This is a genomic window from Actinomycetospora chlora, assembly GCF_039542135.1.
In the GTDB taxonomy this organism is placed as follows: Bacteria; Actinomycetota; Actinomycetes; order Mycobacteriales; family Pseudonocardiaceae; genus Actinomycetospora; species Actinomycetospora chlora.
On the sequence record NZ_BAABHO010000063.1, the window covers coordinates 17,136 to 30,029 of the forward strand.

Here is a 12,894-nt window from a genome sequence, read left to right on the forward strand (position 1 = left end):
AGATCCGGTGGCGGGGCGGTGACCTGAACAAACAGGTGTGGAGCGAGTGACGGGAATCGAACCCGCGTTCTCAGCTTGGGAAGCTGATGTTCTACCATTGAACTACACTCGCGCGGTGCTCCCGGAGCCTACACGGCGTCGTCGGCGCGGCCGTCCCGGCCCCGCGAGGTCCTCCTGCTCCGGCGCCCAGCGTGACCACATCGGTGTAACTCCACCGTCGGTCACGGGCGCGTCACGAATTGGACGCGACCGGGTCGCACGCTCCGTGATCGGGCGTTAGGTCGACGGGGTAGATCCGGAAACAGGCCCTGCTGCTGGGGCCGGGCATCGTGTTGGCTGGTCAGCAGGACGGTGTACCGAGACGCCGGCAGAGGAGGCAGACATGACGGCGCGTGAGCAGCAGGATGAGCTCCCTGAGCTGTTCGTGATCGTCGCCTCCGCCGACGACGCCGGCGCCCTGGCGCCGCTCGCCGCCCGGGACCCCGAGGTGTGCCCCGTGCTGGTCGCCACGGGCCCGGACCCGATGGCCGTCGACGAGGCGCTCGACGACCTCGGCGCGCTCGCGGGCCGGGTGCTGCTCGTCGACGACCCCGAGGCCGGCCCGGTCGCCGAGGTGGCCGCTCTGCTCCCGCGTCTCGACGCCCTCGTCGCGGACGACCGGCCCGCCGCCCTCCTCGTCCGCGGCGGTTCGGTCACGGCCCTCGTCGCGACGCAGGCGGCGGTCTGGCGGGGCGTGCCGGTCGTCGCCGTGCCGGTCGACGGCGGGGACACGGTGGCGAGCGCCAACCAGGCGGCCATCGGCGCGCTCGTCGCGTCCCAGGAGGCGCACGACACGGCCCCCGACGACGTCCGCGCGGCCGCGGCGGCGCACCGCCTGTCCCGCGAGCGGCTCACCGGCGGCGACCGCCCCCGGGTCGTCCGCCTGCCGACCCACCGCACGCTGTCCGCCTGACGAACATCACGCTCCGCGTTCGTTCCGGCCTAAAGCATCACTCAGTGATGACGGGTTCACGAAAAGTAGAGTCAGTACCCACTCCCGGCTAACGTCATGCCCCGTCAGCCTGATGGACCTGGTGGACGACGGCGCACCAGGGAGGCGGGGGATCGGTGAGGCGAGCACCCAGACTGATCCATGAGGTCCAGCGATTGGGCCTCACGGTGTCGGTCGCTGCTCTGCTCATCGTGCTGCTCGTGGTCTTCCGGCTCGTGTGGTCGGTCGCGGTCAACACCCCGACCGACAACCGCCTCCAGGACGGCCTGCTCGCCGTCGAGGACTCCCACCAGGCGATGCTCGACATGGACGCCTCGCTGCGTGGCTACCTCGCCACCGGCGACCAGTTCTTCGCCGACAACGCCACCGACGCCGCGCCCCGGCTCGCGGCCGCCGACAGCCAGATGGTGACGCTCCTCGAGGAGCCCCAGCTGCGGCAGGACGTGCTCGCCCTGCTCCTGGCCCAGCAGCGCTGGCGCACCGAGTGGGCCGACCAGGCCCGCCGGCTGCCCCCGCCCGGCGGCGTCGAGCTCTTCCTCAAGCAGGGCACGGCGCTGTTCGACGACTACCGCGCCCGCAAGGACGGCACGCGCGCCGACACGCTCACCGCCATCGAGGACGCCGACCGCAGCGCCGTCGTCACCCAGTGGGTCATCGGCGTGCTCATCGCCGTCATCGGCGTCGCGACGCTCGTCGTCGCCCTGCGGGGTCGGCGGCGGCTCCAGCAGCACGTCGTCACACCCGTCGACGGGCTGCTCGCGTCCGTCCGCGGGATCGGGGAGGGACGCCTGACGCCGCCCGAGCCCGTCTCGGGGTCCGCCGAGCTCGTGGCCCTGCGCGACGGCCTCGCCGACATGACCGTGGCCCTGCGCCGCCAGCGCGAGGAGGCCGCGGCCCAGGCCGAGCGCCTCCAGGCGCAGACCGACCGCCTGCGCACGATCCTGATCATGACCCGCGAGATCGCGGGCAGTCTCAACACCCGCTACGTCATCGACTCGACGGTGCAGGCGGCCGTGGCCGTCACCGACGGGCGCGTGCTGCTCTGGCTGCTCGAGGAGGACGGCAACGGCCTCGAGCTCGCCTACGACTCAGACCGCGGCGCCGTCTCCCCGATGGAGACCCACTGCCACCTCGGCGTCGGCGTCGTCGGCCGGTCGGCGCGCTACGGGCAGATCTCGCGGGGCGACCCCGACACCGGCGAGGACGCCGCGGTCGCCGTGCCGCTGGTCGTCGGTGCGCGCGTCATCGGCATCCTCGAGTGCTACGACTCGCCGGACGGTGAGGTCGACGGCCAGCGCCTGTCCGCGGTCGAGATGCTGGCGACGCTGTCCGGCTCGGCCATCGAGGCCAGCCGCCTGCACGCCGCCACCGAGCGGCTCTCGCAGTTCGACCCGCTCACCCAGCTCGCCAACCGCCGCCGTCTCGGTGCGGACCTCGACGCCGCGGTCGCCAACGCCAAGCGGCACTCGGCGCCGATGTCGGTGATCATGCTCGATCTCGACCACTTCAAGGAGCTCAACGACCGCTACGGCCACCAGCAGGGCGACGTCGTGCTCCAGGAGGTCGCGAGCACCATCCGCACCGCGATGCGCGACGGCGAGACGGCCTACCGCTACGGCGGGGAGGAGTTCGCCATCCTCGTCACCCGCGGCGGGCCGGACGACGCGCACAAGCTCGCCGAGCGCCTGCGCGTGCGCGTCGAGGAGGACTTCCGTCGTGGCGACAAGCAGCTCGTGACGGCGTCGTTCGGCGTCGCGGGGCTGCCCGAGCACGCCGGTGACGGCGAGGCCCTGCTCAGCGAGGCCGACCGCGCCCTGTATTCGGCGAAGAACGCCGGCCGCAACCGCGTCCACCGCGCGGGCGGGCTGGTCGACTAGCGGCCCTGGTCCTCGGGCAGTCCGCGCCGGAAGTTGACGTACGAGCGCGACGGCGTCGGGCCGCGCTGGTCCTGGTAGCGCGAGCCGTAGACGGGCGATCCGTACGGGTGCTCGGCCGGCGACGACAGCCGGAACAGGCACAGCTGCCCGACCTTCATGCCCGGCCACAGCCGGATCGGGAGGTTGGCGACGTTCGACAGCTCGAGCGTCACGTGACCCGAGAACCCGGGGTCGATGAATCCGGCAGTAGAATGAGTGAGTAAGCCCAAACGGCCTAGCGAGCTCTTGCCCTCCAAGCGCCCGGCGATGTCGTCCGGCAGCGTGATGACCTCGTAGGTCGACCCGAGCACGAACTCCCCCGGGTGCAGCACGAACGCCTCGTCCGGGCCGGGCGGCTCGACCATGCGCGTCAGGTCGTCCTGCTGCAGCGCCGGGTCGATGTGCGTGTAGGCGTGGTTGTTGAACGTGCGGAAGTGCCGGTCGAGGCGCAGGTCGACACTCGAGGGCTGCAGCAGCGTCGCGTCGAACGGGTCGAGCCCGACGCGTCCGGCCGCGATCTCGGCGCGGATGTCGCGGTCGGAGAGCAGCACGGCGGAACCCTATCGGGCGGCGCCGACACGCCGTCGCGACTGGGGAGTTCGCGCGCGTAGAAGCAGCGAACCGCCCGTTCGCTGCAGCGGGGCGGGCCGGATGCGCGCGGCCCGGAAACACGAACGGCGCCCTCGCTGCTTCGGAAGCAGCGAGAGCGCCGTTCGTTCGTCCCGGGAGGCGAGCGGTCAGGCCTCGGTCGAGGGGTTCTGGACGTTGGCCGAGGTGGCGGCGGTGTCGGGGTCGGAGTCGCCGACACCGTCGGTCTCCGCCCCCGCCGTCGGCTGACCGCGCTTGACGGCCGCGAGGAGCATCTGCGAGACGTCCATGACCTCGGTGCCCGTGGCCTTGGCCTCGCTCTGTCGCTCGGTGAGGCCGTCGGTGAGCATCACGCGGCAGAACGGGCAGCCGGTGGCGATCGTGTCGGTCTCGGTGGAGATGGCCTCGTCGACGCGCTCCATGTTGATGCGCTTGCCGATGCTCTCCTCCATCCACATCCGCGCGCCCCCGGCGCCGCAGCACAGGGCACGGTCGGCGTGGCGGGGCATCTCCTTGAGCTCGGCCCCGGCGGCCTCGACCAGCTCGCGCGGCGGGCTGTAGACCTCGTTGTGCCGGCCCAGGTAGCAGGGGTCGTGGTAGGTCACGGTCTTGCGGGCCGGCTGGTGGCCGTTCCCGTTCGAGCCCGCGTGCCCGTTGCTCGACCCCTTCTCGGCGAGCGCGACCGCGGCGGGCGCGGCCTGGTCGCCGTCGTGGCCCGGCGTCCCGTGACCGTCGGCCGGGATCAGCCCGCGCTCGGTGCCGTCGGAGTGGGGGCCGTGGTACTGCAGGCCGGTCGCCGGGTTGATGTCGAGCTTCTTCGCGGCGGGCACCGGCGAGGACTCCGGCGCCACCGGCACCAGCTTCTTGTCGCGCACGAGCTGGTTGAGCAGCTGCGTGTGGTGGACGACCTCGTAGTGCCCGTCGAGCTGCGGGTACTCGCGGCCCAGGGTGTTCATGCAGTGCGGGCAGGTCGTGACGATCTTGCGGGTGCCCGGCTCGCGGCCCTCGAAGACCGCGTCGAGCATCTCCTTGGTCTGCATCGCCATCATCTGGAAGAGGAACTCGTTGCCCGAGCGCCGCGCCGGGTCACCGGTGCAGCTCTCCTCCTTGCCGAGCACGACGTAGTCGACGCCCGCGATGTGCAGCAGCTCCGCGGTCGCGCGCACCGTCTTCTTCGCGTTGTCGTCGAACGCGCCGGCGCAGCCGATGAAGAAGAGGTACTCGGTCTCGGGGCGCAGCTCGCCGTCGAACTCGGGCACCTCGAACGGGAGATCCTTCGCCCAGTCCATGCGCGCGGAGTTGTTCTGGCCCCAGGGGTTGCCCTTGTTCTCGAGGTTGCGGAACAGCACCCCGAGCTCGGCCGGGAACTCCGACTCGATCATGACCTGGTTGCGGCGCATGTCGATGATGTGGTCGACGTGCTCGATGTCGACCGGGCACTGCTCGACGCAGGCACCGCACGTCGTGCAGGACCACAGCACGTCCGGGTCGATGACGCCGAGCGACTCCGCGTCGCCGACCAGCGGGCGGGTGGCCTGCAGGACGTCGGTGCCGCGGTGGCGCTCGTAGCCCGACTCCGGCACGCCGTGGTCGTGCCCGGGGTTGTTCTCGCCGGCCTGGGTGGCGGCGCCCTCGTCGACCTCTCTGCCACCGATCATGTACGGCGCCTTCGCGAACATGTGGTCGCGCAGGTCCATGATCAGGAGCTTGGGCGAGAGCGGCTTGCCGGTGTTCCACGCCGGGCACTGGCTCTGGCAGCGGCCGCACTCGGTGCAGGTCGCGAAGTCGAGCATGCCCTTCCAGGTGAAGTCCTCGATCTTGCCGCGACCGAAGGACGCCTCCTCGGGCGGGTCCTCGAAGTCGATCGGCTTGCCCTCGTGCTCGAGGGGCTGCAGCGGGCCGAGGGCCTTGGGCAGGCGCTTGGCCGAGACGTTGATCGGCGCGATGAAGATGTGGAGGTGCTTCGAGTAGAGCACCACCACGAGGAACACCAGCGCGACGCCGATGTGCAGCAGCAGGAAGACCGTCTCGAGGACGAAGAGCGTCGACGGTGACAGCCCGGAGAACAGCTGCCCGACGCCGATCGAGGCCCAGGCGCCCGAGTCGTAGGGCAGGTTGCCGGCCGCCGACGAGGTGCCGCGGAAGGCGAACAGCGTCCAGACGACGTTGAAGATCAGGAAGAGGATCAGCCAGGCGCCGCCGGTGTGGCTGCCGTAGAAGCGGGACGTGCGGGCGCGGCGCTCCGGCGCCTGCTGCACGCGCATGATCGCGAAGGCGATGATCGAGATCAGCACCATGATCGCGATGAAGTCCTGCAGGAAGCCCAGCACGGCCCAGCGCCCGATCAGCGGGATGTGGAAGTCCTCGACGAACAGGGCGCCGTAGGCCTCGATGTAGACCGTCAGCAGGATGATGAAGCCCCACATCGTGAAGAGGTGGGCGAGGCCGGGGATCGACCAGCGCAGCAGCTTGCGCTGCCCGAACACCTCGACGAACTGGGCGCGGACGCGCTGGCCGAGACCGTCCGCGCGCTTCGCGTCGGGCTGACCGGAGGCGATCAGGGAGTAGAGCCACCAGGCCCGGCGGGCCGACACCGCGACCACGACCAGGGTCAGGGCGAGCCCCAGGACCAAACGGACGACCACGACGGGACCTCCCCGTGAGCCGGGCCGTGGTGGAGGCCCGGTGAGACAACGGAAGCGCTACGACAGCGTCGGCGGCACTGTAACGGCCGGTAGGGCCTTCGGCCCTGTGGGAGGTGACCGATGCTACTCGCGGGTAACCGAAGAGGCCGTGCGGGAGGTCCGTCTCGCTCCGCCGCCCGCGACACGCCCCGGGACGGGGTCGAGGTCCCCCATCGGGCGATGCTTTGCGATCGCGAATCGGGGACGCGCCGCGCCGGAGCGTGATGACGGGCTCCGGCGTGTGATCGCGTTAGGCTCGTCCGGACCAGGAGAGCGGATCATCGAGACCCGTCGGTCGCGGAGGGTGGACATGCGTCGACGCCTGTGGGGGAGGGCGGGAAACGCGGGCGCCCGGACGCCGCGACGACCCCCCGCGCCCCGCCGGGCGAGGAGCTTGGATCCCCTGCGACCGCCGTGTTTACTCGACCGGCCGAGAAGGAGCCCGGGAACGAACAGCACGTCCGCAGGAGGACCGCCATGACCGTCACGTTCCTCGGCGCCGAGGTGGTCGCGCAGGCTCCGGGAACCGGCGGCCTCCAGGGCTGGATCCAGGACAACATCGTCCCGCTGATCCTCCTGGGCATCGCGATCATCATGCTCTGGATCGGCGGTCGCGGGGACAACGCGGGCGTGGCCCGGCGCAGCGTGGGCCTGATCATCGGCCTGATCGCGCTCGGGATCGCCCTCACCCCCGGTGCGGGGGCGCGCGTCGGCGCGTTCTTCGCCCAGCTCATCACGGGGTGACGCGGGTGCACATCCGCACCGACGACGAGGTGTACCGCGTCGACGCCGTCTGGCTCGGCCCGCCGCGCGCGACGTTCCCGTGGCGTGCGCGCTACTCGGCCTACGGCGTCGGCCTGCTCGTCATGCTCGCCGTGATGTTCGTGCAGCGGCGCCTCGGCATCCCGATCGGCTTCTTCTCCGTGGCGTGGGCGCTGCTCATCACCGTCGGGATCACCCGGTTCGTCTCGCGGCGGATCAACGACGAGCGGCCCCTGCTGGAGTGGCTGACGCTGTTCGTCCACGAGCTGCGCGGTCCGCGGGCGAAGCAGCGCGTCGTCGGCGGGCCCCTGACCACCGACCACGTCGCCGTCCGCCGCGACCGGCCCAAGCTCACCGGCGCGCCCACGGCCATCGCCCTGCCCCGCGGCAGCGACCCGGTGGAGCGCCGCCAGGTCCGGTCCGCCACCGCCGACGCCGCCGCAGCGTGGGGCCCTCCCCCGCAGGACGGCGAGGTCGTGACGCCGACGCCGGCACCGGCCGGGGAGGACGCCGTCCCGCCCGCCGAGCACCTGACCCCCGGGCTGGACGAGGCCGCGGGATCGCACCGGCGCAGCAGCGCGTCGCGCCGGTCGGCGAGTGCCCCGCGTCGCTCGACCCCGAAGGCCCGGCGGGCCGGTGACGGCTTCGGCCCGCCCTCGAGCACCGACGTCGGCGACCCGGTGACCCCGCCCGCGTCGACGCCCGGGCCCGACGGCGGGCCCGCCCAGCTGCCGCCCGTCCCCGACCCGCGTCCGGGTGAGGCGGCCGTCGCGGCCTGGACCGGCGGGCGCGCCGTCCGCGAGCCGGTGGCACGGCGCGCCGCGCGGCCGCGCCCCGACGCCGTCCCGGCCGCCGACCCCGACCGCACCCAGCGTCGCCACGTCCGCCCGCGCCGCCGTCCGGGCTGGCCGATGTCGAACTCCCCCGCCGCCGAACCGGGCGCCCCCTTCGGCCCGGGGTCGCGGCGGGGAGGCGGACGAGGGGACACCGGTGCTGCGCCGCGGTAGTCCCCGACGCGCCACCGAGGGCGAGCCGAAGGCGATCGAGGCCGGGACCGGCGCCGGCGAGGACGCCGGCCCCCGCGGCGGCGGCCTGCGCCCCGCCCGTGCGACCCCCGGCCGGGGCGCGCGGCGTGGCCGGTCCCTGACCGGCGAGTCCCCGGCCGCCGGCTACCGGTCGGCCATCGCGCTGCGCGCCATCGACGGCAACCTCGCGCGCACGGCGTCCAGCGTCACCGCCTGGTACCGCCTGGCCCCGCAGCCGTGGAGCTTCCGCAGCGACTCCCAGCGCGAGACGCTCATCCGCCAGATCGCCACCCAGTTCGGCGAGCTGCAGGGCCGCTGGCTGCACGTCCGCGTGACGTCGCGGCCGTACCCGGTGGCGCTGTGGGCCGAGGCGTTCGACCACAACGCGCCCGGCCGCCTGCCCGACGTCCCGGGCGCGCTGAGCTGGGAGGGCTTCCTCGAGGGCGAGCAGCGCCACCTCATGGGCCTGTCGATGTCCGACAAGGAGGTCTTCCTCGGCGTCGAGGTGTCGGGCCGGTCGGTGGTCGACCGCTGGCTCGAGGGGGCGGCCCCGCTGCTCGGGCGGCTGGTGCCGTCGGCGGCGACGGCCGAGCTCGAGGCCCTGGAGTCGGAGATCGCGCACGTCGAGGCGCTCGTGTCGCGCGCCGGGCTGGACGCCGTCCCCGCCACCGCCGAGGACATGGCCTGGCTGATGCACCGCTCGTGCTCGCTGGGCCTGCCCGCGCCGCGCACGGTCGCCCCCGCGTCGGGCGACCACTGGGAGACCGAGGACCTCGCGGCGTTCACCGACGGCGTCTCGCTGCAGCAGGAGCCGTACGCGCCGACCGTCCAGGTGCTCGGCCGGTTCGGCACCCAGCCGGTGCAGCGGCACGTGGCCGTGCTGTCGGTCGGGCTGATGGACGCCCTGCGCATCCCCGAGGCGGACGACCCGTGGATGCAGCGCAGCGACCGGCTGCCGTTCCCCGTCGAGTGGTCGGCACGGATCTACGTGCGCAAGCCCGAGGAGGTCGCCGGCGAGCTGCAGCGCCAGATGGGCAAGGTGCGCAGCCAGATCCGGCACTACACCCACGACCACGACCTCGATCCGCCGATGTCGCTCGCGCGCCAGGCCGACCGCGTGCTGCAGATCGAGGACGAGCTCTCGGGCGGCCTGACCCAGCTCAACACCCGCGTCTACGGCTGGTGGCGGGTCGCGGTGTCCGGGCGCGACGAGGCCGAGGCGCTGACCCGCGCGCAGCAGGTCCTCGACCTCTACCGCCCGCGCGTGGCCATGGAGCACCCCGAGGCCCAGTACGCCTACGCCCGCGAGTTCATCCCGGGCGAGCCGCTGGCCTCGACCGCCTACCGGCGCCGCGGCTCGGTGACGTGGGTGGCGGCCGGCGTGCCCGCGGCGTCGGCGTCGGTGGGCGACCGGCGTGGCGTCATGATCGGCGAGACGTGCACCGCCACCCGGCGGCCCGTGGCGTGGGACCCGTGGATGGCGCAGGAGGTGCGGCGGGCGTCGGGCCTGACCGCCGTCGTCGGCGGCCTCGGCTCGGGCAAGTCGTTCCTCACCGGCCTGCTCGTCTACAAGACGCTGCGCGCCGGCGCCCGCTGGACGGTGCTGGACCCGTCGGGCCCGCTCGCAGAACTGACGAAGCTGCCGGAGCTCGCGCCGTTCTCGCGGCACATCCACCTGCTCGGCGCCGACCCCGGCATCCTCAACCCCTACCGCGTGGTGGCCGAGCCGCGGCGCGACCACTTCCTCGACGAGGACGACCCGGACAAGGCGTGGCGCCGCGAGCGCTCGCTGGCCGCCGCCACCCGCCGCCGGCTGGTGCTCGACGTCCTCACCGGTCTGCTGCCCTTCGACGTGGCGCGCCTGCCCCACACCCGCATCGTGCTGCTGCGCGCGGTGCGCGAGGTCGGTGGCGCCCCGGACCGCGACCCGGGCCAGGTCATCGCCGTCCTGCGCCGGCACGCGCGCGAGGGCGAGGAGCACGCGGACGTCGTCGCCGACTTCCTCGAGGAGCGCCGCGAGCTGCCCCAGGCCGCGCTGCTGTTCCCCGACGAGAGCGCCGACCCGCGCGCCGACCCCTGGCTCGGCGAGGAGGACTACCGGCTCACGGTGCTCACCATGCAGGGCATGGCGCTGCCGCGGCCGGGCAGCCCGCGCGAGGAGTGGACCGACGGGGAGTCGCTCGCGGTCGAGCTGCTCAACCTGGCCTCCTGGCTGACGCAGCGCACGATCTACACCGCCGACCGGAACCTCCGGAAGGGCGTCGCGCTCGACGAGACCCACTTCCTGTCGCAGATCCCCACCGGCAAGGTGCTCATCGACCGCCTCGCCCGCGACTCGCGCAAGTTCAACGTCCGGGCGCTGTTCGCGTCGCAGCTCGCGGGCGACCTGCTGCGGGTGCCGGGGTTCGCCTCGCTGGTCAACGCCGTGTTCGTCGGGCGCACCGACGACGAGGAGGCGCAGGCCGAGGCGCTGCGGCTGCTGCGGGTGCCCACCGACGTCGGCTACGAGGAGATGCTCGGGACGCTCTCGCCGCGGCCCCGCCACGACGACCGCCCGGACGACACCCCGCGCCAGTTCGTGTTCGCGGACGGCCACGGCGGCGTCGAGAAGATCCGTATCGACCTCGAGGGGCCGCACCTCGAGCACCTGCGCGCCACGCTCGACACCAACCCCGACGCCCGTCGCGTGCGGACGCTCCCGGCCGGTGACCGCCCCGCCGTACCGCCGGAGACCGACGCCGAGCGCACCGGGCCGGTGCCGGTGGTGCCGGCGGCCGGCCCGCCGCCGGGGGCGCCCCGCACCCCGCCGACCCCGCCGCCGGGTACCGCGCGCGTGTCGCCGGTGACGCCGTCGCGGGACCCGATGGTCGAGCGGACGGTCGTCGAGGGCACGGTGCTCGACGAGCGCCACGACGCCGACGGTGTCCTGCCGCCGGGGCTGGACGACCTCGTCCCGGACCTCGACGACGACCTGGTGGCCACGGGCGGGCCGGTGCGGGCCGGGGACGACGACTGGGCCGACGCCTGGGTGATGGACGAGGACGGGACGCCGGGCGACGCCGTCGGCGAGCTGGCCGACGACGCCACCGTCACCACGCCCGCCGACCGCGCGCCGGGCTGGCGCGAGGGCCACGATGCGACGGACCCCGGACGACGGGTGGGTGCCGGGCGTCGCGGTCCCGGGGCCCCGGGGTGATCGTCGGGATCCTGATCCTCGCCGCCGCCCTCGTCGTGGGGTGGCGGCGGTCGGGCCGCGCCCGCCGACACACCGGCGTGTCGCCGCAGCGAGGATGTGGCGATCCTGGCGCTGAGTGCCAGCAACGCCCCGTTGCTGGCACCACGGGTGCCGTTCCCGAGCGGCCGCGGGGGCGGCGGCGGGCGCTGGTGGTCGTCACGACGCTGCTCACCGGGCTCGTGCTCTTCGCGCTCCCCGCCTCGGGCGCGCCGCTGGACTGCAAGGCCGCGCCGGACCCCGACCGTCCCGGCACCGGGCTGGTCGGCTCGCTCGACCCGGCCCCGCTCGGGGTCGGCGCGCCGGGGAGCGTCTACGCCGAGGTCGGGTACGCCGGGCAGATCTGGTGGACCTACGACCTCGGCTGCGGCCCCGGCGCCGCCCGCGACCCGGCGGCCGCGACGGACACGTGGCTGGGCAACCAGTTCTTCAACCTCGCCAAGCTCGTCGTCGGCGGGGTCAACTGGGCGCACTACCTCATCGAGCGCGGCTCCGGCCTGCTCCAGCCCCTCGACGGCGTCGTGCAGGCCGGCACGCAGGCGATGTACGGCGCGGTGTTCTCGACGTGGGTCGGGCTGGCGCTGGCCGTGCTCGCGGTGATCCTGCTGGTGCTCGCCATGCGCGGCGACCTCTCGCAGCAGGCCCGGCGGGCCGCGATCGCGGTGGTCGCGCTGGCGATCGCGGGCGCGGCGTACGCGGCCCCGGTGCGCTGGTCGAGCATGCTCGACGGCGTCCTGCTCGACGGTGTCACCGCGATGCAGCAGGGCTTCCTGTCCCAGGTCGGGGTGGGCGACGCGAACACGCTGCCGACGGTGCTCACCGACCAGATCGTCTACAACAACTGGCTGCGCGGGGAGTTCGGCTCCGCCGACGTGCCGCAGGCCCGCGACATGGGCCGGGAGCTGCTGCGCGCCCAGACCTTCACCAAGCAGGAGGTCGCCGACGGGCAGGACACCCAGGCGACGGCCGACGCCAAGAAGCAGCAGTACACGAGCGTCGCCGACCGCGCGGGCGACCGCTACAGCTACTTCCAGGGCCGGCAGGGCTCCCGCACCGGCGCGGGGATGCTCGCCCTGATCCAGGCCGTGTGCATCGGGCTGTTCCAGCTGATGAGCAAGCTGCTCGTGCTCGTGTCGATGCTGATCATCCGCTTGCTGGTGATGATCGCGCCGGCGCTCGCCGTGCTCGCCCTGCTCAAGCCCGAGGTGCTGCCCGCGACGCTGCGCATCGGCGGTGCCGCGCTCGTCAACACCCTGCTCGTGGGTGCGATGGCGGGCCTGCACTCCCTCATGGTCATCGCGCTGTTCCGCCCCGGCTCCGGGGTCGACACGTGGCTCGCGCTGCTGGTCACGGGCGTGGTGACGATCGTGCTGTGGGCGCTGGCCCGGCCGTTCCGGCGCCTCGCGGCGATGGTGTCGCTGACGCGCGACCAGATGAGCGGCTTCCTGCCGCCCGCGGGCTCCGGGGCGCTGTCGCGGTTCCTGCCGCGCTCGCCGACGCGCCAGGACGACTGGTGGGGCGAGCTGCGCGGCGCGGCCACCGCCGGCGACGGGTGGCGGCCCGAGGGCAGCACCCCGTCGCGCACGGCGGCGGACGTCCCCGCCGGCGCGGACACCGTCGCCCGGCCGGTCCGCGTCGACAGCCACCGCGTCGGGGCGTCGACCGGCGCCGCGCACCCGGCCGACCCGGCCGCGGG

General features: G+C 73.8%; 8 protein-coding genes and 1 tRNA gene. 6 read left to right on the forward strand and 3 right to left on the reverse strand.

Features of this window, described 5'->3' with window-relative positions; genetic code table 11:
* Positions 1 to 38: 38 nt before the first annotated feature.
* A tRNA-Gly gene (locus ABD994_RS27125) sits at positions 39 to 112 on the reverse strand.
* 270 nt (positions 113 to 382) lie between these two features.
* Here ABD994_RS27125 and ABD994_RS27130 point away from each other — a divergent pair.
* A complete protein-coding gene (locus ABD994_RS27130) occupies positions 383 to 952 on the forward strand; it encodes a glycosyltransferase family protein (protein ID WP_345423236.1) in 570 nt (189 codons plus the stop codon).
* Positions 953 to 1,158: 206 nt separating this feature from the next.
* Entirely contained in the window at positions 1,159 to 2,868 is a 1,710-nt protein-coding gene (locus tag ABD994_RS27135; RefSeq protein WP_345423239.1) for a diguanylate cyclase domain-containing protein, read from the forward strand.
* On the opposite strand, the gene dcd is transcribed toward ABD994_RS27135, so the two are convergent.
* Together dcd and ABD994_RS27145 are read right to left on the reverse strand one after the other, a co-directional pair.
* Positions 2,865 to 3,458 carry a dCTP deaminase gene (gene dcd / locus ABD994_RS27140; protein WP_345423242.1) on the reverse strand — a complete coding sequence of 198 codons (594 nt, stop codon included), beginning with the start codon at positions 3,456 to 3,458 and terminating at the stop codon, positions 2,865 to 2,867. The genes ABD994_RS27135 and dcd overlap by 4 nt on opposite strands.
* A gap of 186 nt (positions 3,459 to 3,644) precedes the next feature.
* The gene (locus ABD994_RS27145) at positions 3,645 to 6,140 is read right to left on the reverse strand and encodes a heterodisulfide reductase-related iron-sulfur binding cluster (protein WP_345423245.1); all 2,496 of its coding nucleotides are present in this window, start codon (positions 6,138 to 6,140) and stop codon (positions 3,645 to 3,647) included.
* A gap of 516 nt (positions 6,141 to 6,656) precedes the next feature.
* Between ABD994_RS27145 and ABD994_RS27150 the strand changes: the two genes are divergently transcribed.
* The 4 genes from ABD994_RS27150 to ABD994_RS27165 all read left to right on the forward strand — a co-directional run.
* Complete coding sequence (locus ABD994_RS27150; RefSeq protein ID WP_345423248.1) at positions 6,657 to 6,923, forward strand: hypothetical protein; 267 nt, start codon at positions 6,657 to 6,659, stop codon at positions 6,921 to 6,923.
* A gap of 5 nt (positions 6,924 to 6,928) precedes the next feature.
* Entirely contained in the window at positions 6,929 to 7,948 is a 1,020-nt protein-coding gene (locus ABD994_RS27155) for a hypothetical protein (RefSeq protein WP_345423251.1), read from the forward strand.
* 85 nt (positions 7,949 to 8,033) lie between these two features.
* A complete protein-coding gene (locus tag ABD994_RS27160) occupies positions 8,034 to 11,162 on the forward strand; it encodes an ATP-binding protein (RefSeq protein ID WP_425550135.1) in 3,129 nt (1,042 codons plus the stop codon).
* 188 nt (positions 11,163 to 11,350) lie between these two features.
* Positions 11,351 to 12,894: hypothetical protein (locus ABD994_RS27165; RefSeq protein ID WP_345423255.1), on the forward strand; the 1,544-nt coding region annotated here is incomplete at its 3' end.